Here is a 23,115-nt window from a genome sequence, read left to right as displayed (position 1 = left end):
GCAGTTACGCTCTTGTTAGGCGACCGATTTCCAACCCCGACCGGAGCTTGCCTTGGACTGGCGCGATCACGGCATCTTACTGACCACGCGCCGCCACGGTGAAACGGCCGCGATCATAGAGGTCTTCACCGAGGCTCATGGCCGTCACGCGGGCGTGGTGCGTGGGGGAACCAGTCGCAAGATCGCGCCGATCCTGCAGCCCGGCGCGCAGTTGGACGTGCTGTGGCGGGCGCGGCTTGAGGAACATATTGGCACTTTCCAGGTCGAACCGCTGCGGTCGCGCGCGGCAGCGGCATTTTCTGGCCGGCTGGCGTTGGCGGGGCTGAACGCGGTAGTGTCGCTGTTGTCCTTTTGCCTGCCCGAGCGGGAACCGCATCCCGCCATCTACACCCAGACCGAGCAGTTGATGGACCTGCTGGGACAAGATGAGATCTGGCCGCTGGCCTACCTGCGCTGGGAACTTGCGCTGCTTGAGGAGCTGGGCTTTGGCCTCGACCTGTCCTCCTGCGCTGTGACCGGTGCGACCGAGGGGCTGGTCTATGTCTCGCCCAAAACCGGTCGGGCCGTCAGTCTGGAGGGCGCCGGAGAGTGGGCCGACCGCCTGTTGCCCCTGCCGCCGTGTCTAAGGGGCGAAGGGACGGCCCCGGATGCTGAGATCGTGCAGGGGCTGAACATGACGGGGTATTTCATGGAAAACCGCGTTGCGCCCGCGCTGGGCCATCATCCGCTGCCCGAGGCGCGGGCGCGGTTCATTGAGAGGCTTTCTCGGCGGCTTTAAACACCATCTCGTGCCCGTCCTCATTGCGCAGGATCAGCACATCGCCCGAAACCTCGGATTGGGTCATCGCCAACAGGGCTGCGAAATACATGCCCTCGGCCTCAAGCGCGGCACAGGCGGCGCGGGTGGCGGCAAGGTCCTTGATCTCGAACCATGGATAGGGCGCGTTCAGCGTGCCATTGTAGCTGTTGCAGGGGGCGTTGCCCGCGATTTTGCCCTCCTCGGGGAATTGCAGCAGGGCGCGGGCTTCAAAGGGCTGTCCGTCAATCTCCTGCAGCACCCAGGACCGGTCAGACGCGCCATAGGCTGCCACGGTTTCGTCGCGGTCGCATTGAAACAGGGCCATCAAGGGCAGAACGAGGGTCAGGCGTAGCATGGGCACAATCTAGCGCGACTTCGGATACGGTTGAACCGGAATCTCAGCTGCCCGCGCTGGCCGAGATCAGCTCTTCGCGCACCTCCAGCCGGGGCCGCCAATTGTAACGTTCGTCTTCCGAGATCTCGCCCCAGAACAAGTCGCCGCTCTGCCGCCAGGGATCAAGGATCACGCCGTCCTTCAGGCTGTCTCCCCGCGCGCTGATCGCTGCCGAATGGTGGATGATGCGGAACGTGGTCGGAGGAGAGGTGGCCCAATGCACATCCAGCGTTTGAAAGTCCTCTTGCTGCAAGCGCCGGGTCATGGCCTGCGCCCAGTCATTGCATAGGCCGTAGTCGCGAAAGCCGTTGATGACCTTGGCGTTGTGAACGATCGGCGAATCCGTCACGTTCCAGTCGCGCTTCAATTGTTGCGAATAGCTGTACGAGATTTCCGCGGCGCGGCGGGCCTCGGCCGGGTCGACATTGGGGCCAAGGTTGCGGATCTCAAGCGCCAGCCCATCGACATCCGCCCGTGTGACGGTCGAAGACGGAGCGCAAGCCCCAAGGGTCAGCATCACCAAGGCAGCAAACAGCGCGGTCAGGCGTATCACGTTCGTCTCTCCGTCCGGGTTTCCAGAGGTCGTGTAAGTGATCTGCGCTGGATCGGGAAGGGGGAAGTTGCAGTGAGAAGTGTCCAGAATTGGATCTGTTGGCGTTGTGGTATGCGTGGTTAGCGCCGCGCACAAAATGTGCAGTTCAAGAAAAAAACCCAGCGCGAACGCCGGGTTCAGTTGGGGAAATGAAGTTGCCGAATTTCGGTCAGCCCAGCAGGCGCCGTGCGATGACCTGTGCCTGAATTTCGGCAGCCCCTTCGAAAATGTTCAGGATACGCGCGTCGCACAGGACGCGGCTGATCTTGTATTCCAGCGCAAAGCCGTTGCCGCCGTGGATTTGCAAACCATTGTCGGCCGCGGCCCAGGCCACACGGGCCCCCAACAGCTTGGCCATGCCGGCCTCAAGATCGCAGCGCTGGCCGTGGTCTTTTTCCCAGGCCGAGAAATAGGTCAACTGCCGCGCGATCATGATCTCAACCGCCATCATCGCCAGCTTGCCGGAAACGCGCGGGAAGTTGATCAGCGATTTGCCAAACTGCTTGCGGTCCTGCGCATATTGCATCGCGATATCCAGCGCACTTTGCGCCACGCCGATGGCGCGGGCGGCGGTCTGGATGCGGGCGGATTCGAAGGTCTCCATCAACTGCTTGAAGCCTTTGCCTTCTTCGCCACCCAGAAGGTTTTCACCCTTCACGTGGAAGCCGTCAAAGCCCAGCTCGTATTCCTTCATGCCGCGATAGCCCAGCACCTCGATCTCACCGCCGGTCATGCCGGGGGTGGGGAAGGGGACTTCATCCGTTCCCGGCGTCTTCTCGGCCAAGAACATCGACAGGCCCCGGTGATCGGTGCTGTCAGGATTGGTACGTGCCAGCAGGGTCATCACATGGGTGCGCGCCGCGTGAGTGATCCACGTTTTGTTGCCAGTGATTTCATAGTCGCCATCGGCGTTCTTGACCGCACGTGTGCGCAGGCTGCCGAGATCCGAGCCGGTGTTGGGTTCGGTGAACACGGCGGTCGGCAGAATCTCAGCGCTGGCCAGCTTCGGCAGCCAGTTTGCTTTTTGCTCATCCGTGCCGCCTGCGATGATCAGCTCGGCCGCAATCTCGGAGCGTGTACCTAGAGAACCGACGCCGATATAACCTCGCGAAAGCTCCTCGGACACGACGCACATCGAGGCTTTCGACAGGCCGAACCCGCCGAACTCTTCGGGGATGGTCAGGCCGAAAACGCCCATCTCGGCTAGCTCTTCGATGACCTCGATCGGGATCAACTCGTCCTTCAGGTGCCAGTCATGGGCGTGCGGTTCGACCTTTTCGACCGCATAGCGACGGAACTGGTCGCGGATCATCTCAAGTTCTTCGTCCAGACCCGACGCGCCGAACATGGTGGCTCCGGCCTGATCTTCCATGAGAGCGACTAGGCGAGACCGCGCGGCTTGCGTATTGGCCTGCGCCATCAGCGTCTGGATCTCAGAAGTCTGGAACCCGGACAGAGCGTCCCAGCCCAGCCCCAGATCCTGCAGGCGTACAACTTCGCCCTGGTTCATGGGGATACCACCAGCGACTTGATGCAGATACTCACCAAAGGCGATCTGGTGCAGAAGTTGCTCAATCTCGCCAAACTTGCCGTCCGCCTCAAGCGCTGCGGCCCAGCGTTGCATCTGTGCAAGGGACTGATGATACGTCGCCAGCCATGCTAGCCCATGGGCTGCTGTCTGGTTCGCCTCGATCAACGCACCCGAGATGCGACCGTCAGCCTCGACCATGGACCGCACCGAATCGCGCGCACGTTCAAATACAGCTTCGACCGCTGGTACGGCGGCCTTTGTCAGGGCCAGAAGGTCTGGCAAAATCGCACCTGTCGTCATCTGGGTCATATCCTGTCCGTCATGGGCCATGAATCACGTCCTCTTTTGCGTCGTTTGGTCATATCATGCTGCACGTGCAGCGCAACAAAAATACTTATTACGTTGCGAAAAAGTTCAAATATTACCTTGGCATTTTTGCAGTGCAGAGAGCGCACAGGGTGATATCTAGACGGCATGACATTGTTTTCTACACTCTCTCCGACCGATCTTGCCCTTGCCGCCGCGATTGCCTGCCTTGCCGGATGGGTCAAAGGCATGGTGGGTTTCGCGATGCCCATGGTTCTGGTTTCGGGGCTGAGCATGTTCCTGTCGCCCGAGCTCGCTGTTGCTGGTCTGATCTTCTCGACCGTCGTGACCAACGGCGTTCAAGCGCTGCAGGAAGGGGGACGGGCGGCTATTGCCTCGATCCGACGGTTCCGGGTCTTTCTCAGCGTCGGTTTGATCTTTCTGCTGCTCGGGGCACAACTTGTGACGCTGGTTCCAGCTTCGACCTTCCTGATGTTGATCGGCATTCCGGTGACAGCCTTTGCATTGCTGCAGATCCTTGGTGTCACCTTTTCCCTTAAGGCGGCATCAGCGCGTATAGAAGCGATCTTCGGAGTAATTGCAGGCTTTGTCGGTGGGATATCGGGCGTGTGGGGGCCTCCGACCGTGGCGTATCTGACGGCCCTGAACACCCCAAAGCAAGAGCAGTTGAGAGTGCAGGGTGTGATCTATGGTTTGGGCGCTGTGGCTTTGACAGTGGCGCATATCGGCTCAGGGATACTGAACCGAGAGACAACGCCGTTCTCGGCTGTATTGGTCGTACCAGCCCTTGCAGGGTTGTGGCTGGGGATGCGGTTGCAGGACCGCATTGATCAGGCCCTGTTTCGGAAAATCACCCTGTTGGTACTGTTGGTTGCTGGGCTGAACCTTGTCCGCCGTGGTCTGTTCGGTTAGCGGATCACGCCCGCTTGTCCGCAAAGCGAAACGCGAAATAGAGGCCGAGCATCAGGAAGAAGAGGCCTGAGACGTCTCCGATCAGAAAGGCGATGTACTCAGCGGTCGCACTGCCGAAGGCTAAATTCGTCAGCCCCGAAACTAGGAACGAAGTCACAACTCCGACGCCCATGATGCAGATCCAGCAGGGTTTTCTGTCGGCGCGCGGGAACAAATCCCAGCCGAGCCACTTGCAGAGATAGAACACCGCGGGAACCGTTGTTACTGCGATTGCCATCGCCATAAGACGGCTGGGCAAGAATACATCGCTGCCGCCGAGTGCTGCGAAAACGATGAAAACACCGGGAAGAAGGGCAAAGATCGCCCTCCAGCCCAATAGCCACGCGGATAAAACGCGCACGCCATGTGGCAGAAACAGCAGACTCGCCCGACTTGGATATTCGGGAAAGAACAAGTTCTGCAAAGGCATCAGGACCTCAAAAGTGAGGAAGGATGCGATCACATAGGCCAAAGAGGCAAAAAATGTTTCCGAGGCCCACTTGCGCACGTCGATCAGCCGTTGATCTGCCGGGGCGCGGCGTCACCGTGGTGCATGTACGATATACCGTCCGCGATTGGCTGTGCCGCTTTGCGACAGATAACCCTTTTCGACCAGCGACTTCAGCGCGCGGAAAAAGGTGGGCCGCGAAACGCTCTGGACCAGAGTGTGTTCGATCAAGCCGAATGTCCGGACTTCTTGGTCGGCTTTCGATAGCTCTTCGGCAGCGTAATAAATGTCGCGCTCGACCGGAGAAAGCTGTTCAAGGCCTAGTGTGCGCTCCATGCTTTGCATGAGCTTGCGAAGTTCGGTGAGTTTCGAGATTTCGGTCATATCTTACCTGTCTTTTTCGTGCCAAATCAGCCAAAGCCGAAACCTGGAAATATGTCCAAACACCGTGGTGTTTGGTTGGTTTCATATTGACACTTTACCCCATCTACTTAGACTAGCGTCGTGATTAGGTTGCCCAATTCGCCGGTGTGAGTGTCCGCGCATGAGCTGCCCAAAGGTTATTTTAAGATTCGGCCCGGTGCATAAGCTCCGGGCCAATTTAATGTAGCGACTGTAGCGTATCGGAAACTTCGGAACAACGCATTTGTATATGCTGTTTCCGCGCGGTAACCGGAAGGTGAACGCTCAGGCATAGAAAAGGGCGCCGAAGCGCCCTTGATTCAGGTCAGCCGATGGCAACAGCCTTGATGTCTTCGTCGATGAACGGAATGTATTGTTCAAAGTTCTCCGCAAACATCTGCACCAGCTTCTCTGCCTGCTTGTCGAACGCTATCTGATCGTCCCAGGTGCGGCGCGGATCCAGCAGAACCTCAGGCACTCCGGGAACCGAGACAGGCACGTCAAAACCAAAGTTGGCATCCTTGCGGTACTCGGCATCGGCCAGCGAGCCGTCCAGCGCCGCGGTCAGAAGGGCGCGGGTTGCCTTGATCGGCATCCGGCTGCCAATCCCGTAGGCGCCACCGGTCCAGCCGGTGTTGACCAGCCAGCAGGTTGCGCCGTGCTGGGCGATCTTATTACGCAGCAGGTTGCCATAGGCCTCGGGGCGGCGCGGCATAAAGGGCGCACCGAAGCAGGTCGAGAAGGTCGGCTGCGGTTCGGTCACGCCACGTTCGGTACCTGCTACCTTAGAGGTGAAGCCGGACAGGAAGTGATACATGGCCTGCGCCGGTGTCAGCCGCGCGATCGGAGGCAGAACGCCGAACGCATCACAGGTCAGCATGATGATGTTCTTGGGATGACCGCCCAAAGCGCTGCTGGATGCGTTCGAGATATACTCCAGCGGGTAGGCACAGCGCATGTTCGCTGTCAGCGAGTCATCGTCGAAATCAAGTTCTTTGGTTTCGGGATCGAAGACCATGTTCTCGATCACCGTGCCGAATTTCGAGGTCGTGGCGTAAATCTCGGGCTCGGCCTCGGCGTTCAGGTTGATCGTCTTGGCATAGCAGCCGCCTTCGAAGTTGAAGGTGCCCCGATCCGACCAGCCATGTTCGTCGTCACCGATCAGAATCCGTGCCGGATCGGCGGACAAGGTGGTCTTGCCGGTGCCGGACAGACCGAAGAAGACGGCAGTGTCGACCGGGTTGCCAACGGCGTGGTTGGCCGAGCAGTGCATTGGCATCACGCCTTTTTCCGGCAGCATGTAGTTCAGAAGGGTGAAGACGGATTTCTTGTTCTCACCCGCGTATTCGGTGCCGCCGATGAGGATCAGCTTGCGGTCGAAGTTCAGTGCAATCACAGTCTCGCTACGGCAATTGTGCTTCGCGGGATCCGCCTTGAAGCTGGGGCAGTTGATGATGGTGAAGTCAGCCGTGAAATCATCCAGATCTTCGCGATCCGGGCGGCGCAGCAGATGGCGGATGAACAAGTTATGCCAGGCCAGCTCGGTGACCATGCGCACGTTGATCGAATAGGTCGGATCGGCCCCGCCAACGAGGTCCTGCACAAAATAGTCGCGGCCTTTCATATGGGCCAGCATGTCTTCGTACAGTGCGTCAAAGCCTTCGGGGCTCATGGCGGCGTTGTTTTCCCACCAGATGCTGTCGGCGACGCTGTCGGTTTTGACGACATGCTTGTCCTTGGGCGAACGGCCAGTGAACTTACCGGTGGTGACGAGAAAGGCCCCGCCATTGCCAAGGGTGCCTTCGCCGCGCTTCAGCGCTTCTTCGATCAGCGCCGGTTCCATGAAGTTGTAATAGACATTGCCCAGACCCTCGATGCCCTGATCTTCGAGGCGGAATTGCGGGTTAACCCGTCCAGATGTCATGTGTGTCTTCTCCTGTGGCGGCGCGGAGGCAGTTCGGCCCGGTGCGCTCTTGGGGCAATCATGCCGGACGACTCCGGCGGACAGGCGTCCTCTTATCATGGTCGTTTGGGGCATGAACAGGAGGCTTTGACGCAGTTAGCGCAACCAAGTCTAGGTTTAGCGCCATCACAAATTTCCTGTCGGAAAACCGGGCAGCATTTTGCGGTCGGCAAGGCATTTTTGCCGCAGAACTGCCGCAAGAATGGCTTGATTCGTGGTTACGGATTGATTCGGCGCCTTAAAACCGCCAACAATATCCTACAAAAAAGCGTATTATTGCGTATATGAGCAGGAATAGGGGTGACCCCAATGTCAAAGATTGCACTAGTGGATGACGATAGAAACATTCTGACGTCGGTATCCATGACGCTCGAAGCCGAGGGTTTCGAGGTTGAAACGTATAATGACGGTCAGGCTGCGCTGGATGCTTTCAACAAAAAGCTGCCCGATATGGCTGTTCTGGATATCAAGATGCCGCGGATGGACGGGATGGATCTGTTGCAGCGGCTGCGCCAGAAAACCCAGATGCCGGTTATCTTTCTAACCTCCAAGGATGACGAGATCGACGAGGTTCTAGGTCTGCGCATGGGCGCGGATGACTATGTGAAAAAACCGTTTTCGCAGCGCCTTCTGGTCGAACGTATTCGCGCCTTGCTGCGTCGTCAGGAAGCCACCGAGGGCGATAGCGCTGCGGTTAGCACAGGTGATGCGAAGGTCATGGAACGTGGTGAGTTGCGGATGGACCCGCTGCGCCATGCGGTGACCTGGAAGGGCAATGATGTCTCGTTGACCGTGACCGAGTTTCTGCTTCTGCAGGCCCTGGCGCAACGCCCTGGCTTCGTCAAAAGCCGCGACCAGCTGATGGATGTGGCCTATGACGATCAGGTCTATGTCGACGACCGCACCATCGACAGCCACATCAAACGCCTTCGCAAGAAGATGCGCGCCGCTGATCCTGAGTTCTCGGCCATCGAGACGCTCTATGGCATCGGCTACCGCTACAACGAAGAATAGGCACGCGCCCCGTTTGAAGGTATTGTGGTCCCGTGCGTGACACTGACCAATCTGACGAGCTGCACGACGGTGATGTCGTCATCGGGGATGACTGGGTTATCCCACAAGACCCCGAGTCTGCTGAACTGCGAGAAAAGCGGTCGCGGAGGAACCTGTTTTCTCTGCGTGGCTCGCCTTTGGCGCGCAAGATCGTCACCTTCAACCTGATCGCTTTGGTCATTCTGGTGACCGGGCTTTTGTATCTGGACGATTCTCGGAAGGAACAGGTTCAGCAAACCGCGCGCAACCTGATGGGTGATGCGCAGCTGGTCAGCAACGTGTTCGAGGCTCAGATCCGTCAGAACGCAGCCGCGGGCGCTCAGAATCCGCGGGTGCTGGATGTGGGTGACACGCTGGCAGGGTTAAGCCTACCAGAAGGTGGCGAAGTTTTCGTCTACGACGCCAGCGGCACGTTGATCGGCTGGACGCGGGGTGCCTCAGTTGCGGTGGATCTGTCAACCATCCTGCAATCAGAGGCGGACATCCAAACCGGAAGCACCGTTATCAGTGACGCTTTGAATGCGGTATGGACCGGGGTGTCCCGGGTATTCAACTGGTCAACGACTGACGAGGCCCCGACATTGGCCCAACGGGTGCAATCCATCATCCCTGATACGCTTGGCGGCAGAACACAGGTGCAAGCTGTGCAGGACGAGATGGAAGAGACGGTGATCGTTGCCGCCGCTCCCATCGTGTTCAACGACACGACGGTTGGAGCTGTTGCCATAACCGGACCGGCAGGTGAGATCGACGCGCTGGCCCGGCGAGAGCAGGAGCGGATCCTGCAAATGTTTGTTGTGGCTCTGCTGGTCTCGGTCGGTCTCAGCCTTGTTCTGGCGTCGACCATTGCCAATCCGCTGGCCGATCTGGCCGCCGCGGCCGAGATGGGCAAGGACCGGGGTACAGGCGTTAATCCGGGCCGCATTCGTATCCCGGACCTCAGCGCGCGTCCCGATGAGATTGGTCGCCTTAGCCTGGCGCTGCGGGGCATGGTCACGGCACTCTACAACCGGATTGACGCAAATGAACAGTTCGCGGCCGACGTGGCGCATGAGATCAAGAACCCGCTGGCCAGTCTTCAATCCGCCGTGGGAACGCTGCGGATGGTCAAGCGCGACGATCAGCGCGAAAAGCTGATGGGAGTCATCGAACATGACGTGCGGCGTCTCGACCGTCTGGTCAGCGACATCTCTAACGCCTCGCGGCTGGATGCGGAGCTTGTGAAAGAGGCTGAGCAGCCCTTTGACCTGCTGAAACTGCTGGACAATCTGGGCCAGTTTCTGGGCGAAGATGCCAAGTCCAAGGGCATTGAATACGCCACCGATCTACCCGCCGACCCGATCGTGATCAATGGGCTTGAGGCGCGCTTGGCCCAGGTTTTCGTCAATCTGATCACCAATGCGATCTCCTTCTGCGAGGAGGGCGATGCGATCCGCGTTTGGGTACGTCAACGCGACCACCGTGTGCTTGTCGTTGTCGAAGACACAGGCCCCGGCATACCAGAACAGGCACTGACCAAGGTCTTCAAACGCTTCTACTCTGAGCGCCCCGAGGAGCATTTTGGCAACAACTCCGGCCTCGGGTTGGCGATCTCGAAACAGATTGTCGAGGCACATGGTGGCGTGATCTGGGCCGAGAATATCCGACCGACCGAAGCCGATGTCACCTCGGAGCCGCTGGGCGCGCGTTTCGTCGTGGGGCTTCCTGTCTAGGACATGAGCAGTCAGACGCTTTCAGACATTGCGAACAAAGAAAGCGCCTGTGTTCACGCGACTAGTGTCGCGGTTCAAGGGCGGGGGCTGCTGATCGTTGGGGCCTCGGGGTCGGGTAAATCCTCACTCGCCCTTCGCATGATTGCTCTTGGGGCCGATCTGGTTGCCGACGACCGGGTCGATCTGAGCCGGGACGAGGGCGCGGTGATTGCCGACGCACCACAGCGGATTGCGGGCTTGATCGAAGCGCGTGGCATCGGACTGTTGCGCGCCGCCCCGTGCGGCCCGGTGGCTTTGGATTATGTGCTCGATATGGACCAGACGCAGCCCGCCCGCCTGCCGGAGCCCGTTACTTTGCAGTTGCTGGGGCACTATGTACCCTTGTTGTTTGGCGCCGGCGTGCCCAATTTGGCCGAAGCACTGATGCAACTGCTTAAAATGGGGCGCGTAGACCCGGAATGGACCAGCACATGACAGCGCAACGGCGGATCGTCCTGGTGACCGGGCCGTCCGGGGCAGGGCGTTCGACAGCCATTCACGTGCTTGAGGATCTGGGGTTTGAGGCAATAGACAATCTGCCCATGGGCCTGCTGACGCGCCTGCTGGAAGGGGCTGGGGATGATCGGCCCATGGCTTTGGGGATTGATGCGCGCAACCGGGATTTCTCGACCATCGGGTTCATCGAACTGGCCGCCAAGCTGGGCCGTATGGAACAGGTTGACCTGACCGTTCTCTATCTGGATTGCAGTGATGAGGTTCTTCTGCGCCGCTTCTCGGAAACCCGCAGGCGTCACCCTGTCGCGAAGGACGCGGGCCCTGAAGCCGGCGTGCGCCAGGAAAAAGAACTGCTGGCCCCGATCCGCGAAATCGCCGATACCCTGATCGACACCAGCGCCCTGAATGTTCACCAACTGCGTGAAGAGGTCGAACATTGGTTCGCCCCACAAGGTGGCCGCCATCTTGCGGTCTCGATCGAGTCTTTTTCCTACAAACGCGGCCTGCCGCGCGGCCTCGACATGGTGTTTGATTGCCGTTTTCTGGCCAATCCTTACTGGCGGCCCGAATTGCGTGCCGCCGACGGTCGAAACGCTGACGTGGCGCGCTATGTTCAGTCCGATAAGAACTACGCTCCGTTCTTTGACCAGGTGGTCGGAATGCTGGACCTTTTGCTGCCTGCCTTTCGCGCCGAGGGCAAAGCGCACCTGTCGGTTGCTTTCGGGTGTACCGGTGGCCAGCACAGATCTGTCGCTTTGGCCGAGGCGATTGCGAAAGCCCTTGCAGACAGGGGGCAGCAGGTGGCAATTAGGCACCGCGAGATGGAACGACGCGCATTGAATGTGAGGCCGGATTGATCGGGATAGTGATCGTAGCGCATGGAGGGTTGGCCAAAGAGTATCTGGCCGCCATGCAGCATGTTGTGGGGCCGCAGCCCGGCCTCGTCGCGATTGCGATCGAAGCCGATCATGACCGCGATGAAAAGCAGGCCGAAATCTGCCGCGCCGCAAACGACGTTGATATGGGTGGCGGTGTGGTGATCGTCACGGACCTGTTCGGCGGCAGCCCGTCTAACCTCAGCCTCCGGGCCTGTGCGCCGCAGGATCGGCGCATTTTGTATGGCGCGAACCTTCCCATGCTGATCAAATTGGCCAAAAGTCGCCACCTGCCCGTGGGCGATGCCGTGCGTCACGCGATGGAGGCTGGACGCAAGTACATCAATGCGCAAAATGTGACATTGGATTAGGACCGGACGTATTGAAATGACCAATCGAAGCTTGAAAATCATCAATGAAAAGGGCCTGCACGCCCGCGCCTCGGCCAAGCTGGTTGAGGTAGTAGAAGGTTTCGATGCAAGTGCGGAAGTCTCCAAGGACGGACTTTCTGCATCAGGCGACAGTATCATGGGCCTTTTGATGTTGGCAGCCTCGCGCGGAACCACTATTGACGTCGAGACCTCCGGGCCGGATGCTGAGGCATTGGCAGAAGCCTTGGAAACGCTTGTGAACGACAAGTTCGGCGAGGGGTTCTAAAGCCACCCCGCCGGGACAGGAAGAACGGGAAGACCAGGAATTGGCGGAAACAACGCACGACACCAAGACAGGCCCCGTTGTCGACGGGACCGAAGATCAGGGCGAGATCTACGACCGTAGAACGCTGACCTATGCCAATTCGTTCGACGATGCCTGGACCGCGACGGCAATCCGCGCCATCGAATGGTGTACCGGCAAGCTGACCATTCTGCGGATGGTCAATAAATTTGAAAAGAAAAACGAGCAGTATCGTGGCCAGCGGTTCTGGGGTGGGGCGCTCAAGACGATGGGGATCACCCTCACCACGCCTGAGGAACAGATCGCACGTATTCCCAAAACCGGTCCCGTTGTCGTTGTTGCCAACCATCCTCATGGCATGGTGGACGGCATGATTTTCGCCGAGCTGATTGGACGTGTCCGTAGCGACTACCGTATCCTGACCCGCTCGGTTCTGACTGGCCTGGATGAGGCCGCGACCTCGTTCATGATCCCCGTTCCCTTCCCGCATGATCCCGAAGCGCAAACCAAAATGCTGGAAATGCGGACCAAGGCGATGGACCACCTGAAAGAGGGTGGCGTGGTCGCCCTGTTCCCCTCGGGTGTGGTTATGTCCTCGGATGATTGGTTCGGGCCGGCAATTGAACGCGAATGGAACGTCTTCACCGCCAAGATGATCCGCCGTTCAGGCGCGACCGTGGTGCCGATTTACTTCCCCGGCCGCAACTCGCGCGCCTATCAGATCGCCAACAAACTCTCGCCGATCCTACGGCAGGGCCTGTTGCTGCATGAGATCGTCCGCTCTTGCAACAAGCCCCAATCCCCGGTGATCGGAGAGCCGATCTCGGATGAAGACATGCAACTGCTTGAACGCGACCCGCGCGGTTTCATGGCGTGGCTGCGAAACCACACGATGTCTTTGGGCGGCATAGCAAAGCGCTGATCCGCTCCTTTATCTGGCTAAAAATGTCCCGGGGGTGAGACCGGATGAAATCCGGGCGAGGGGGCTGGCCCCCTTTTAGCGCGTCGGAACCGGCACGTCGCCACGATAGTCGTAGAATCCACGCTGGGTCTTGCGCCCCAGCCATCCAGCCTCGACATATTTCGTCAGCAGCGGACAGGGGCGATACTTGGTATCCGCAAGCCCATCATGCAGCACGTTCATGATAGCCAGACAGGTGTCGAGCCCAATGAAATCGGCCAGTTCCAGAGGCCCCATCGGGTGATTGGCGCCCAGCTTCATCGACTGGTCGATGGATTGAACACTCCCCACACCTTCATAGAGCGTGTAGACCGCCTCGTTGATCATCGGCATCAGGATACGGTTCACGATAAAGGCCGGGAAATCCTCGGCGCTGGCGGCGGTTTTGCCCAGTTTGTCGACCACGGCCTTACAGGCGTTATAGGTCTCTTCGTCGGTGGCAATTCCTCGGATCAACTCGACGAGCTGCATAACGGGCACCGGGTTCATGAAGTGGAACCCCATGAACCGCTCTGGTCGGTCGGTCCGGCTGGCCAGACGTGTGATCGAGATCGAAGACGTATTCGAGGTCAGGATTGTATGCGGAAGCAAATGCGGTTGTAGATCTTCAAAGATCGCCTGCTTGATCGTCTCACGCTCGGTCGCGGCCTCGATTACCAGATCGGTCTGGCCCAGACGCGGTAATTCAAGCGTGGTGGTGATCCGCCCCAAAGCCGCCTGAACGGCCTCATCCGAGATCTTCCCGCGGGATGCTTGACGCGCCAGATTGCCTTCGATCGTCTTTACGGCATTTTCCAAAGCGTCCTTGTTGACGTCGTTGACCAGAACGTCATAGCCCGCCAACGCCAGAACATGCGCGATCCCGTTGCCCATCTGGCCTGCGCCAATCACTCCGACCGATTTGATTTCCATGCTCTGGTGCCTCTGCTCTCAGCTCGCCGCGACATTACCGGCAGTTTGGGGCGGGCGGCAAGAGGCATCCTAGGTCTGCGGACCGGTCAAACTTGCCTCAAATCCGCGCATTAGCAATTTCGCAAGACTTGCGACGGCAAGATGGCAACCGGGTGAAAAATTGGGTGAGTAATATGAGCTATCATCAAACGGGCGCAGCAGTGCCCGAAGACAGCATCTGTCAGTACGGGGCGTCAAGACTGCGGTTCCGTGGGCCGTCGCGCGCGTTGGACGGCACCTATCTGGCCTGTATCGGAGGGGACGAGACCTTTGGTCGCTTCGTTGAGCACCCCTATACCGCGATTCTCGAAGGGTTGCTGGACCGCAAATGTGTCAACTTCGGCAGTCTTCTCTGCGGGGTTGAGGCGCTGTGCGGCGATTCCACCTTGGTTGAACTGGCGAATGAGTCCGATCTATGCGTGCTGCAATTGCCGGGGGCGCTGGGACAATCGAATTGCTTCTACCGGGTGCATCCGCGCCGCAATGACCGGTTTCTGTCGCCGACACCGGACCTGCTGACGCTCTACCCCGAGGTGGATTTTACGGACGTCCATTTCGTGCGTCACTTGCTGGGACTGTTGCATTCCTATTCGGACGCACGCTTCGAAATCGTAACCCACGAACTTCGCAAAAAGTGGGTCGAGGCGCTTGGCGCTTTTCTACAGGCGATCCGGCCTCCGGTCGTTTTGCTGAACCTGCAGGTGGATGGCGAGATCGCCCATGAGATTGCAGGGCCGCTGGGCTGTGAGCCGGTCTTTGTGGATACCGAGATGTTGGACGCACTGAGGCCCTACAGTGCGGATGTCGTTTCGATGTCAGTCCGGATCTCCGGTGAATCGGATGAGTTGGAGGATATGCTGTTCGGGACCCTTCAGCAGCCTATGGCCGAACATATGATCGGCCCGGCGACGCATCGTCGGATCGCAGAAACTCTTTCTCGCTCGATCCGAGATTTGCATTGAAAAAGGCCCGCCGAGGGGGCGGGCCTTGCAATGGTTTTCCAAGCAACCGCTTGGTTCGATCAGCCGAGTTTCTCGGTCAGTTCGGGTACGGCCTGGAACAGGTCGGCAACCAGACCGAAGTCAGCAACCTGGAAGATCGGTGCTTCTTCGTCTTTGTTGATCGCAACGATGACCTTCGAGTCCTTCATTCCAGCCAAGTGCTGGATCGCGCCCGAGATGCCGACAGCGACATACAGGTCCGGTGCAACAACCTTGCCGGTCTGACCCACCTGCCAGTCGTTCGGGGCATAGCCCGAGTCAACAGCAGCACGCGACGCGCCAACAGCGGCGCCCAGCTTGTCGGCCAGGGTTTCGATCAGTTTGAAGTCCTCTTCCGAGCCGACGCCACGGCCGCCCGAAACAACAACACCAGCCGAGGTCAGCTCGGGACGGTCGCTCTCGGCCACCTTGTCCTCAACCCAGGACGACAGGCCGGGGTTTTCGCCAACCGAGATAGTCTCAACCGCAGCCGAACCGCCTTCGCCTGCCGCATCAAAGGACGCGGTGCGGAAGGTGACGACTTTCTTGGCGTCGCTCGACTTGACGGTCTGGATCGCGTTGCCCGCATAGATCGGACGCTCGAAGGTCGAGCCGTCTACCACGCCGGATGCATCCGAGATCACCATTACGTCCAGCAGCGCAGCAACGCGCGGCATGACGTTCTTGGCGTCGGTGGTGGCAGGGGCGACGATGTGCTCATAACCATCGGCCAGACCCACGATCAGCGCTGCGGTCGATTCCGCCAGGCGGTGGCCCAGCGACTCGTCTTCAGCAACCAGAACCTTGGACACACCGTCGATCTTGGCGGCGGCCTCACCGGCAGCAGCGGCAGAACCGCCCGCGGCCAGAACGGTTACGTCACCCAGCGATTTCGCAGCGGACACGGCCTTGGCGGTGGCGTCCAGCGACAGTTCGCCATTGTTGACTTCGGCAAGCAGAAGTACAGCCATTACACAGCCCCCGCTTCTTTGAGTTTCGAGACCAGCTCATCAACCGAGCCGACGACGATACCAGCGGCACGGGCCGGCGGCTCATCGGTTTTGACGATTTCCAGACGCGGAGTGACGTCGACACCGTAATCGGCGGCGGTTTTCTCATCCAGCGGCTTTTTCTTCGCCTTCATGATGTTCGGCAGCGACGCATAACGCGGCTCGTTCAGGCGCAGGTCAACGGTCACGATGGTCGGCATCTTGACGTTGATGGTCTGCAAACCGCCATCCACCTCACGGGTGATTTTGGCGGAGTCGCCTTCGATGTCCAGCTCGGACGCGAAGGTGCCCTGGCTCCAGCCCAGCAGGGCCGACAGCATCTGGCCGGTGGCGTTCATGTCGTTGTCGATCGCCTGCTTGCCCGCCAGAACGATGCCCGGCTGCTCTTCCTCGACCACTTTGGCCAGGATTTTCGCAACAGCCAGAGGCTCGATATCCGTGTGGACGTCATCCGCAGCAATAACCAGGATCGCGCGGTCCGCACCCATGGCCAGAGCAGTCCGCAGCGTCTCCTGCGCCTGCTTCACGCCGATCGAAACAGCAACGACTTCGTCAGCCTTGCCTGCTTCTTTCAGGCGGATCGCCTCTTCAACCGCAATCTCGTCGAACGGGTTCATCGACATCTTTACATTGGCGAGATCAACACCGCTGCCATCCGCCTTAACACGGACTTTAACGTTGTAGTCAATCACGCGCTTGACAGGCACAAGTACCTTCATTTTTGCGTTCGCTCCTTACAAAAACGGCAAGCCGCGTCGCGACTCCACCAATGCTCTCGCGGGACTAGATAGCGCCTCAATCTCATCGACAACAGAGCAAAATCGTCACGTCATGGGCTTGAGACGTCGCGTTTTGTGTTTTTTGACGAATAGGGGGCGGAGATTTTTTGACGGTTGGCCGACGATGGTGGGATTTGGTTGCCGGTGGCCAACCCGTCCAACTGAACCAAGAAGACTGATTGTTTTGGTTAGCGGTGCGCCGAGTATACAACGCTTTACGCCCACCCTTCGGGCTGGGGCTCCGCCCTTCCGGCCGTCTGGACGTCCACTGGACGTCCCGACGCTTTCAGCGGTTCGCACCCGGAACCCACAAGACATCATCCTTGCCGCTATTGTTGGCGCAGCGGGCGGCGACGAAGAACCAATCACTCAGACGGTTCAGGTATTTGACCGCGACCTCGTTGACAGGCTCCATGTTGGTCAGTTCAACAGCTAGACGCTCGGCCCGGCGCGAGACGGTGCGGCAGACGTGCAGATGCGCTGCCAAAGCCGAGCCGCCGGGCAGGATGAAGCTGCGCAGTGGTTCAAGATGGGTATTCATCGCGTCGATTTCAGCCTCGAGCCGGTCGATCTGGGCAGGCGCGATGCGCAACGGCGGGTAGTCGGCCTCGGCGTCTTTTTCCATGTCGGGGCGGCAGAAATCAGCCCCCAGATCGAACAGGTCATTCTGTATGCGGGCCAAGGCGGCGTCGGTTTCACCCTCGGCTTCGGTCCGGGCGACGCCGACAAAGGCGTTCAGCTCATCAACCGTTCCATATGCGGCCACGCGGCCCGAGTATTTCGCAACCCGTTCGCCATTGCCCAAAGCGGTTTTTCCGTCATCGCCTGTGCGCGTGTAGATCTTGTTCAGAACGACCATCTTCAAACTCCTTGTCCGCGCAGGAAGACGTAAAGCACAATCAGCAATACGGCAATGAATTGAAAGAGGATGCGCAGGCGCATCATCTTGTTGCTCTTCTTGGCGGCATCCATGCCGCTTTTACCGAAATTTGCGATGCCAAGGGTCAGCACGACGACAACCGCCGCCATCGCCAAGAGCAAAACGACCATCAAGGGGTCCATCGTCAGTCACCGTCCGCTTTTTCTTTGGGTGCGCCTGATCTAGCGCCTGCAGGGCCAAAAGCGAACGGGAAATATTGCCTCAGATGTCTGACAGGATGCGGTCGATGGCTTTTGTTGGCAGAATTCGCCGTAAATAGCCCGCAATATAGGTCGGAGTCGTCACATAGTAGCGCGCCTTGGGCCGTTTCGCTTCGAGCGCATGGGCCAGCTTGCTGGTCACAGCCGAGGCGGGCAGTTCGAACGAGTCAGGCCCCGAGCCTTCGTAGAGCCGTTTCAGCAAAGATGCCTCATACCTGTCACGCAAGACCGAGTTCTCCCAATCCACGAAGCGCTCGAACACCGGGATCGCCTTTTCGCGGATTTTCGACGTGATCGGACCGGGTTCGATCAGGATGACCTTGACGCCGCTGCCGCGCAGTTCCAGGCGCATCGTATCGGTCAAACCTTCGATCGCGTATTTGGTGGCGACATAGGCGCCGCGCCAGGGGAACGCGACCAATCCTAGAACCGACGAGTTCTGGACAATGCGCCCATGACCTTGTTCGCGCATGACGGGAATGACCTGCCGCGTCAGCTCGTGCCAACCGAAGACATTCGATTCGAAGATGAAACGCAAACCGTCGGTCGGCACATCTTCGACCGCGCCGGGTAGCCCGTGCGCCCCGTTGTTGAACAGGGCATCCAAAGTGCCTCCGGTGGCCTCAAGAACCTCGGCCAGTCCGGCGGTGATGCTGTCTGTGTCCTGATAGTCGATTCGTGGGCTTTCAAATCCTTGCGCGCGCAGCCTGTCGCAATCACGCTGCTGGCGGCACGAGGCAAAGACGCGCCAACCACGCGCACGCATACCGTGTGCTGCATCCAGGCCGATGCCGGACGAGCAGCCGGTAATAAGAATTGATTTCTGCATGATGGCCCCGAACCTCAACGTCCCCAACACCTAGGCTGCGAGAGGAAACAGGGCAATGACGCCCGGACGTCAGTTCGCGGTTTTGCGGACCAGTGATGCCGAAATCCATCCGACCTGTTGCCCGGGAAACACGCGGGTGCGCAGCCAGCCGGTGCCGGAATCACTCAGGACCTCAACCCGCTGCCCAATCGTAGCTTTGCCGATGATGGGATAGATCGTGCCCGGGCCGTCACGCATGTTCACGCGGGTGCCAGAGATTTCGCGGATGTCCTTTTCGGGTTCCGCGACAGGGGCAGCGGCGGGTTCCGCATCGGTTGTGACTTGCTGCATTGCCGTGACGCCGCCTTCCAAGGAGGCCAGCGTCAGCGTGACATCCTGATCTTCGAACAGGGACGGATTCGCCTGCAGTCCGGCTGCAACCTGAGACAGAAGTGCCTTGGTTTCTTCTTCGCCCAGAACAGGTTCTGGTTCTGCAATAAACTCAATCACCGGGACGGGTTGAACTGCGGCGCGGGTCACCAACTCCTCAACCGGTGCGGCAGCTGGAGGCGTCGCCTTGGGTGCAGGTTCGAACGTGGCCGCCATGCGCTGTGGATTGTCACTGCGCAGGCCGCGCGGCTCAAAGTCGGGGCCCCCGCTCATGACGTAGAAGGCCCATCCCAGGGCGGCGAAAGTAACAAGTATCAGGCGCGTCATGACGCTTCCCCCCGAAGAAATCGTAAATACAACAATTGGCAGCAGTTTAATTCATGAAAGAATAGCATATTTCGAGGCGGGAGTCGAAAAATGGGGGAAATCCGGGGGTTGCCTCCCCCTGTTGCAAAAAGCGCGACTTGTCCCCAGTAAAATAAGTCTTGGTTGCTTTACCAAGCCGCGCTTGCGTCGTATCACATCATATATGAACGATACGATCGACGACCCCAACATGGAGGCCCCTGACAATGGGGGCGAGGTAGCCGAACCGCTACGCCGCGCAATTGGTGAGCGCTATCTGACCTATGCGCTGTCCACCATCATGCACCGGGCACTGCCAGATGCGCGTGATGGTTTGAAACCGGTTCACAGGCGAATCCTCTATGCGATGAGGGAGCTGCGACTCAGTGCAACCGGAGGTTTCCGGAAGTCCGCGAAGATCTCGGGCGATGTGATGGGTAACTACCATCCGCATGGTGACGCCGCGATTTACGACGCGATGGCGCGTCTGGCCCAGGATTTCAACGTGCGCTACCCGCTGGTCGACGGGCAGGGGAATTTCGGCAATATCGACGGTGATAACCCGGCGGCCTCGCGTTACACCGAAGCGCGGATGACCATCGTGGCCGAGGCGCTGCTGGAAGGTCTGAACGAAGACGCCGTTGATTTCCGCGACAATTATGATGGGACGCTGACTGAGCCGGTCGTACTGCCCGCTCAGTTCCCGAACCTGTTGGCGAATGGTGCCAGCGGTATTGCCGTGGGCATGGCGACGAATATCCCGCCGCATAATATCTCGGAACTCTGCGACGCTTGTCTGCATCTGATCAAAACGCCGGATGCGCGCGACGACACTCTGCTAAACTACGTGCCCGGCCCGGATTTCCCGACCGGCGGCGTGATCGTCGAGCCGCCCGAGAATATCGCACAAGCCTATCGCACCGGGCGCGGGTCCTTCCGCCTGCGGTGTAAGTTCGAGGTCGAGGATCTGGGCCGCGGCCAGTGGCAGATCGTCGTCACCGAGATCCCCTATCAGGTTCAGAAGTCCAAGCTGATCGAGAAGATCGCGGAACTGATCCAGACCAAGAAAATCCCGATCCTCGCCGATGTACGGGACGAATCCGCCGATGACATCCGCCTGATCCTTGAGCCGCGTTCCAAAAACGTCGACCCCGAGGTGCTGATGGGCATGCTCTATCGCAACTCGGACCTTGAGGTGCGGTTCAGCCTGAACATGAACGTGCTGATCGACGGGGTGACGCCCAAGGTCTGCTCGATGAAGGAAGTGCTGCGCGCCTTCCTCGATCACCGGCAAGAGGTCCTGATCCGCCGCTCGCGTCACCGCATGGCGAAGATCGACCATCGGCTGGAGGTATTGGAGGGCTTTATCGTCGCCTTCCTCAATCTCGACCGTGTGATCGACATTATCCGTTACGACGACGACCCCAAAGCCGCGCTGATGCGCGAGGATTGGGGGATTGATCACGTCCGCGCCACGGACGAATCCGACTACGCCACACCCAAACCGGGTGAGGGTGAGTTGTCTGAGGTTCAGGTCGACGCGATCCTCAACATGCGCCTACGCAGCCTGCGTCGTCTCGAAGAGATGGAGCTGGTTCGTGAGCGTGACGAGCTAATGCTGGAGCGCGCCAATCTGGAAGACCTACTGGCCGACCCCGCTCTGCAATGGGCCAAGATCGCCGAGCAGTTGAAAGAGACCAAGAAGACATTCGGCAAAGACTATGAAGGGGGCGCGCGCCGTACCCAGTTCGCCGAGGCCGGACAGGTCGAGGAAGTGCCGCTTGAGGCGATGATCGACAAGGAACCGATCACAGTGGTCTGTTCTCAGATGGGCTGGATTCGGGCCATGACCGGCCACATCGACCTCAAGCGCGAATTGAAGTTCAAAGATGGCGACGGCCCCCGGTTCATCTTCCATGCGGAAACCACGGATCGGTTGCTGGTGTTCGCATCGAACGGGCGATTCTACACCGTCAGCGCCGCCAACCTGCCCGGCGGGCGGGGCATGGGTGAGCCGCTCCGCCTGATGGTCGATCTGCCGAACGAGGCGCAGATCATCGACATCCTGATCCACAAGCCGGGGCGCAAGCTGCTGGTGGCCTCGGACGCGGGTAACGGGTTCATGGTGCCTGAAGATGACGTGCTGGCCCAGACCCGCAACGGGAAACAGGTGCTGAACGTCAAAGGGGACGAGACAGCGATGATTTGTAAACCGGTCGATGGCGATCACGTCGCGGTAGTCTCGCAGAATGGCAAGTTCCTCGTCTTCCCGACTGAAGAGCTGCCAGAGATGACCCGAGGCAAAGGCGTGCGTTTGCAGAAATACAATATGGCGCGCGGCCGGCAGGGCACGTTGGAGTTGGATGGCGGCCTGTCCGACATCACCACCTTTAACTGGGAAGAAGGGCTCAAGTGGTCCATGGGCGGCGACAAAACCCGGCACGAGGCGGATATGTCCCAATGGCTGGCCAAACGCGCCAGCGTCGGGAAAAAGCCCCCTTATGGTTTCCCGCGTGACTATAAATTCTCGTGATCTGACGAGGGTTTCGGGCAAATTCCGCCGATACGGCTTGGCACAGGCCGTATCGGTGCGCTAGATCAAAGAAAAACAGGCCTATCGAGACGAGATCATGCTGCGCATTTTGACCCTGATTACTGGACTTGCCCTGATGAGCGCCTGCGCGCAGACGCAAGTTTATGAAGAACCTGAGTCGTTGGGGGAATTCAAGCTACGCGTAAACTACGCCTTCGCTGAGAAAGCCCGCCAGGGACCGGTCTCGCGCGATGCGACACCAAAAGAATGGGAAAACGCCATTCAGAACGCGGTTGATATCCGTCTCGGCCGCTATGAAGGCGCTCAGGAATACGACATCGGTATCAGCCTCGAAGGATACATGCTGGCGCCACCGGGCATTCCCGTCATCTACAATCCCAAAAGCACGGCGATTGTTCTGGTCAATGTCTACGATGTGAAGAAGAAAGAATTCCTCGCCAAGGGCAAGCAATTCCAAGTTCTGGAAGACACGACCGGAGAAAGCGCTCTGACAGGCTCGGGCAATACCCGCACAAAAGAAGAGCAGATGAGCGGCCTTGCCCTGAAAGTTGCCGACCGAGTAGAAGAGTGGTTGGCCGAGGAACACAAGGACAATGGTTGGTTTGACCGGCGTCCGGACCTGATCCAGCCGCTGGAAACGAGTGAGCTCACGCAAAATCCGGCGTGATCGGCGCATTTCCCTCAGGATGTGCTTGATTTTCCCCTTTGAACCAAATATCTCGCGCGCGCAGATGTAACCACGGGACCAAGGGTCCCCCAAATCGCAAAAGGGCGCCTGAGGAATGGCAAAGGAAAAGTTTGAGCGTACAAAACCGCACGTCAACATCGGCACGATTGGCCACGTTGACCACGGCAAGACCACGCTGACTGCAGCGATCACCAAGTATTTTGGTGACTTCAAAGCGTATGACCAGATTGACGGTGCGCCGGAAGAGAAAGCGCGCGGCATCACCATCTCGACCGCCCACGTGGAATACGAG

The 23,115-nt window shown here is 59.0% G+C and carries 27 protein-coding genes; 14 read left to right on the top strand and 13 right to left on the bottom strand.

All coding sequences use genetic code 11. The features are described 5' to 3' along the window. The first annotated feature begins 52 nt into the window (after positions 1 to 52). Complete coding sequence (recO, locus tag ACR0C3_RS21645; RefSeq protein WP_480760481.1) at positions 53 to 778, top strand: DNA repair protein RecO; 726 nt, start codon at positions 53 to 55, stop codon at positions 776 to 778. On the opposite strand, the gene ACR0C3_RS21640 is transcribed toward recO, so the two are convergent. From ACR0C3_RS21640 to ACR0C3_RS21630, 3 genes are all read right to left on the bottom strand, one after another. Further along, the gene (locus ACR0C3_RS21640; protein WP_480760480.1) at positions 750 to 1,154 is read right to left on the bottom strand and encodes an META domain-containing protein; all 405 of its coding nucleotides are present in this window, start codon (positions 1,152 to 1,154) and stop codon (positions 750 to 752) included. The genes recO and ACR0C3_RS21640 overlap by 29 nt on opposite strands. A gap of 43 nt (positions 1,155 to 1,197) precedes the next feature. Next, positions 1,198 to 1,746, bottom strand: a complete 549-nt coding sequence (locus ACR0C3_RS21635; protein ID WP_480760478.1) for a hypothetical protein — start codon at positions 1,744 to 1,746, stop codon at positions 1,198 to 1,200. Positions 1,747 to 1,954: 208 nt separating this feature from the next. After that, complete coding sequence (locus ACR0C3_RS21630; RefSeq protein ID WP_480760477.1) at positions 1,955 to 3,646, bottom strand: acyl-CoA dehydrogenase family protein; 1,692 nt, start codon at positions 3,644 to 3,646, stop codon at positions 1,955 to 1,957. Between the two features lie 144 nt (positions 3,647 to 3,790). Here ACR0C3_RS21630 and ACR0C3_RS21625 point away from each other — a divergent pair, with 144 nt between their 5' ends. Continuing rightward, the gene (locus ACR0C3_RS21625) at positions 3,791 to 4,555 is read left to right on the top strand and encodes a sulfite exporter TauE/SafE family protein (RefSeq protein WP_480760475.1); all 765 of its coding nucleotides are present in this window, start codon (positions 3,791 to 3,793) and stop codon (positions 4,553 to 4,555) included. Between the two features lie 4 nt (positions 4,556 to 4,559). Here ACR0C3_RS21625 and ACR0C3_RS21620 read toward each other — a convergent pair whose 3' ends face one another. From ACR0C3_RS21620 to ACR0C3_RS21610, 3 genes are all read right to left on the bottom strand, one after another. Beyond that, complete coding sequence (locus tag ACR0C3_RS21620) at positions 4,560 to 5,024, bottom strand: hypothetical protein (RefSeq protein WP_480565700.1); 465 nt, start codon at positions 5,022 to 5,024, stop codon at positions 4,560 to 4,562. Positions 5,025 to 5,135: 111 nt separating this feature from the next. Continuing rightward, a complete protein-coding gene (locus ACR0C3_RS21615; RefSeq protein ID WP_170380432.1) occupies positions 5,136 to 5,426 on the bottom strand; it encodes a hypothetical protein in 291 nt (96 codons plus the stop codon). Positions 5,427 to 5,769: 343 nt separating this feature from the next. Beyond that, a complete protein-coding gene (locus ACR0C3_RS21610; protein WP_480760474.1) occupies positions 5,770 to 7,368 on the bottom strand; it encodes a phosphoenolpyruvate carboxykinase in 1,599 nt (532 codons plus the stop codon). Positions 7,369 to 7,428: 60 nt separating this feature from the next. On the opposite strand from ACR0C3_RS21610, the gene ACR0C3_RS21605 reads away from it, so the two are divergent. The 8 genes from ACR0C3_RS21605 to ACR0C3_RS21570 are packed head-to-tail and all read left to right on the top strand — an operon-like array spanning position 7,429 to position 13,139. After that, a complete protein-coding gene (locus ACR0C3_RS21605) occupies positions 7,429 to 7,695 on the top strand; it encodes a hypothetical protein (RefSeq protein ID WP_170641376.1) in 267 nt (88 codons plus the stop codon). Between the two features lie 21 nt (positions 7,696 to 7,716). Then, complete coding sequence (locus ACR0C3_RS21600) at positions 7,717 to 8,421, top strand: response regulator transcription factor (protein WP_170380430.1); 705 nt, start codon at positions 7,717 to 7,719, stop codon at positions 8,419 to 8,421. 32 nt (positions 8,422 to 8,453) lie between these two features. Then, on the top strand, positions 8,454 to 10,172 hold the full coding sequence (locus ACR0C3_RS21595) for a sensor histidine kinase (RefSeq protein WP_170556405.1): 1,719 nt from the start codon (positions 8,454 to 8,456) through the stop codon (positions 10,170 to 10,172). 3 nt (positions 10,173 to 10,175) lie between these two features. Further along, the gene (locus ACR0C3_RS21590; RefSeq protein ID WP_480760472.1) at positions 10,176 to 10,646 is read left to right on the top strand and encodes an HPr kinase/phosphorylase; all 471 of its coding nucleotides are present in this window, start codon (positions 10,176 to 10,178) and stop codon (positions 10,644 to 10,646) included. Continuing rightward, complete coding sequence (gene rapZ / locus ACR0C3_RS21585; protein WP_170662569.1) at positions 10,631 to 11,524, top strand: RNase adapter RapZ; 894 nt, start codon at positions 10,631 to 10,633, stop codon at positions 11,522 to 11,524. Before ACR0C3_RS21590 ends, rapZ begins: the two co-directional genes overlap by 16 nt. Beyond that, positions 11,521 to 11,913 carry a PTS sugar transporter subunit IIA gene (locus tag ACR0C3_RS21580; protein ID WP_170380426.1) on the top strand — a complete coding sequence of 131 codons (393 nt, stop codon included), beginning with the start codon at positions 11,521 to 11,523 and terminating at the stop codon, positions 11,911 to 11,913. Before rapZ ends, ACR0C3_RS21580 begins: the two co-directional genes overlap by 4 nt. Before the next feature lie 16 nt (positions 11,914 to 11,929). Next, positions 11,930 to 12,199, top strand: a complete 270-nt coding sequence (locus tag ACR0C3_RS21575; protein WP_170380425.1) for an HPr family phosphocarrier protein — start codon at positions 11,930 to 11,932, stop codon at positions 12,197 to 12,199. A gap of 40 nt (positions 12,200 to 12,239) precedes the next feature. Next, a complete protein-coding gene (locus ACR0C3_RS21570) occupies positions 12,240 to 13,139 on the top strand; it encodes a lysophospholipid acyltransferase family protein (protein ID WP_425085655.1) in 900 nt (299 codons plus the stop codon). 75 nt (positions 13,140 to 13,214) lie between these two features. Here the strand turns inward: ACR0C3_RS21570 and ACR0C3_RS21565 are convergent, their stop codons facing one another. Next, a complete protein-coding gene (locus ACR0C3_RS21565; RefSeq protein WP_170667981.1) occupies positions 13,215 to 14,090 on the bottom strand; it encodes a 3-hydroxybutyryl-CoA dehydrogenase in 876 nt (291 codons plus the stop codon). Positions 14,091 to 14,263: 173 nt separating this feature from the next. Here ACR0C3_RS21565 and ACR0C3_RS21560 point away from each other — a divergent pair, with 173 nt between their 5' ends. Further along, the gene (locus ACR0C3_RS21560) at positions 14,264 to 15,091 is read left to right on the top strand and encodes a DUF6473 family protein (protein ID WP_480760471.1); all 828 of its coding nucleotides are present in this window, start codon (positions 14,264 to 14,266) and stop codon (positions 15,089 to 15,091) included. A 59-nt stretch (positions 15,092 to 15,150) separates the two neighbouring features. On the opposite strand, the gene ACR0C3_RS21555 is transcribed toward ACR0C3_RS21560, so the two are convergent. The 6 genes from ACR0C3_RS21555 to ACR0C3_RS21530 all read right to left on the bottom strand — a co-directional run bounded on the left by ACR0C3_RS21555 (position 15,151) and on the right by ACR0C3_RS21530 (position 19,563). Then, a complete protein-coding gene (locus tag ACR0C3_RS21555; protein ID WP_480760470.1) occupies positions 15,151 to 16,080 on the bottom strand; it encodes an electron transfer flavoprotein subunit alpha/FixB family protein in 930 nt (309 codons plus the stop codon). Beyond that, the gene (locus ACR0C3_RS21550) at positions 16,080 to 16,838 is read right to left on the bottom strand and encodes an electron transfer flavoprotein subunit beta/FixA family protein (RefSeq protein WP_170380421.1); all 759 of its coding nucleotides are present in this window, start codon (positions 16,836 to 16,838) and stop codon (positions 16,080 to 16,082) included. The genes ACR0C3_RS21555 and ACR0C3_RS21550 overlap by 1 nt, the downstream gene beginning before the upstream one ends. A gap of 346 nt (positions 16,839 to 17,184) precedes the next feature. Continuing rightward, positions 17,185 to 17,757, bottom strand: coding sequence for a cob(I)yrinic acid a,c-diamide adenosyltransferase (locus ACR0C3_RS21545; protein ID WP_480760469.1), 573 nt, complete (start codon positions 17,755 to 17,757; stop codon positions 17,185 to 17,187). A 2-nt stretch (positions 17,758 to 17,759) separates the two neighbouring features. Beyond that, complete coding sequence (locus tag ACR0C3_RS21540) at positions 17,760 to 17,960, bottom strand: twin transmembrane helix small protein (RefSeq protein ID WP_170380419.1); 201 nt, start codon at positions 17,958 to 17,960, stop codon at positions 17,760 to 17,762. Between the two features lie 79 nt (positions 17,961 to 18,039). Continuing rightward, complete coding sequence (locus tag ACR0C3_RS21535) at positions 18,040 to 18,867, bottom strand: SDR family NAD(P)-dependent oxidoreductase (protein ID WP_480760468.1); 828 nt, start codon at positions 18,865 to 18,867, stop codon at positions 18,040 to 18,042. Between the two features lie 69 nt (positions 18,868 to 18,936). Continuing rightward, positions 18,937 to 19,563, bottom strand: a complete 627-nt coding sequence (locus tag ACR0C3_RS21530) for an SH3 domain-containing protein (RefSeq protein ID WP_480760466.1) — start codon at positions 19,561 to 19,563, stop codon at positions 18,937 to 18,939. 202 nt (positions 19,564 to 19,765) lie between these two features. Here ACR0C3_RS21530 and parC point away from each other — a divergent pair, with 202 nt between their 5' ends. The 3 genes from parC to ACR0C3_RS21515 form a co-directional block, all read left to right on the top strand. Next, complete coding sequence (gene parC / locus ACR0C3_RS21525; RefSeq protein ID WP_480760465.1) at positions 19,766 to 22,114, top strand: DNA topoisomerase IV subunit A; 2,349 nt, start codon at positions 19,766 to 19,768, stop codon at positions 22,112 to 22,114. Positions 22,115 to 22,211: 97 nt separating this feature from the next. Continuing rightward, entirely contained in the window at positions 22,212 to 22,802 is a 591-nt protein-coding gene (locus ACR0C3_RS21520) for a hypothetical protein (RefSeq protein ID WP_170692758.1), read from the top strand. 115 nt (positions 22,803 to 22,917) lie between these two features. Then, on the top strand, positions 22,918 to 23,115 hold a 198-nt coding region (locus ACR0C3_RS21515), incomplete at its 3' end, for a GTP-binding protein (RefSeq protein WP_480757941.1).

This window comes from Ruegeria sp. CK3, assembly GCF_056536565.1.
The sequence above is the reverse complement of the archived record's forward strand: the minus strand, read 5'-3'. Positions and strand labels throughout refer to the sequence as shown.

Excerpts from the sequence above, each read along its gene's own strand:
- ACR0C3_RS21640 (WP_480760480.1), bottom strand. The coding sequence starts at position 1,154 with ATGCTACGCCTGACCCTCGTTCTGCCCTTGATGGCCCTGTTTCAATGC.
- ACR0C3_RS21630 (WP_480760477.1), bottom strand. The coding sequence starts at position 3,646 with ATGGCCCATGACGGACAGGATATGACCCAGATGACGACAGGTGCGATT.
- ACR0C3_RS21625 (WP_480760475.1), top strand. The coding sequence starts at position 3,791 with ATGACATTGTTTTCTACACTCTCTCCGACCGATCTTGCCCTTGCCGCC.
- ACR0C3_RS21620 (WP_480565700.1), bottom strand. The coding sequence starts at position 5,024 with ATGCCTTTGCAGAACTTGTTCTTTCCCGAATATCCAAGTCGGGCGAGT.
- ACR0C3_RS21615 (WP_170380432.1), bottom strand. The coding sequence starts at position 5,426 with ATGACCGAAATCTCGAAACTCACCGAACTTCGCAAGCTCATGCAAAGC.
- ACR0C3_RS21610 (WP_480760474.1), bottom strand. The coding sequence starts at position 7,368 with ATGACATCTGGACGGGTTAACCCGCAATTCCGCCTCGAAGATCAGGGC.
- ACR0C3_RS21605 (WP_170641376.1), top strand. The coding sequence starts at position 7,429 with ATGCCGGACGACTCCGGCGGACAGGCGTCCTCTTATCATGGTCGTTTG.
- ACR0C3_RS21600 (WP_170380430.1), top strand. The coding sequence starts at position 7,717 with ATGTCAAAGATTGCACTAGTGGATGACGATAGAAACATTCTGACGTCG.
- ACR0C3_RS21590 (WP_480760472.1), top strand. The coding sequence starts at position 10,176 with ATGAGCAGTCAGACGCTTTCAGACATTGCGAACAAAGAAAGCGCCTGT.
- rapZ (WP_170662569.1), top strand. The coding sequence starts at position 10,631 with ATGGACCAGCACATGACAGCGCAACGGCGGATCGTCCTGGTGACCGGG.
- ACR0C3_RS21575 (WP_170380425.1), top strand. The coding sequence starts at position 11,930 with ATGACCAATCGAAGCTTGAAAATCATCAATGAAAAGGGCCTGCACGCC.
- ACR0C3_RS21565 (WP_170667981.1), bottom strand. The coding sequence starts at position 14,090 with ATGGAAATCAAATCGGTCGGAGTGATTGGCGCAGGCCAGATGGGCAAC.
- ACR0C3_RS21560 (WP_480760471.1), top strand. The coding sequence starts at position 14,264 with ATGAGCTATCATCAAACGGGCGCAGCAGTGCCCGAAGACAGCATCTGT.
- ACR0C3_RS21555 (WP_480760470.1), bottom strand. The coding sequence starts at position 16,080 with ATGGCTGTACTTCTGCTTGCCGAAGTCAACAATGGCGAACTGTCGCTG.
- ACR0C3_RS21550 (WP_170380421.1), bottom strand. The coding sequence starts at position 16,838 with ATGAAGGTACTTGTGCCTGTCAAGCGCGTGATTGACTACAACGTTAAA.
- ACR0C3_RS21545 (WP_480760469.1), bottom strand. The coding sequence starts at position 17,757 with ATGGTCGTTCTGAACAAGATCTACACGCGCACAGGCGATGACGGAAAA.
- ACR0C3_RS21540 (WP_170380419.1), bottom strand. The coding sequence starts at position 17,960 with ATGGACCCCTTGATGGTCGTTTTGCTCTTGGCGATGGCGGCGGTTGTC.
- ACR0C3_RS21535 (WP_480760468.1), bottom strand. The coding sequence starts at position 18,867 with ATGCAGAAATCAATTCTTATTACCGGCTGCTCGTCCGGCATCGGCCTG.
- ACR0C3_RS21530 (WP_480760466.1), bottom strand. The coding sequence starts at position 19,563 with ATGACGCGCCTGATACTTGTTACTTTCGCCGCCCTGGGATGGGCCTTC.
- parC (WP_480760465.1), top strand. The coding sequence starts at position 19,766 with ATGAACGATACGATCGACGACCCCAACATGGAGGCCCCTGACAATGGG.
- ACR0C3_RS21520 (WP_170692758.1), top strand. The coding sequence starts at position 22,212 with ATGCTGCGCATTTTGACCCTGATTACTGGACTTGCCCTGATGAGCGCC.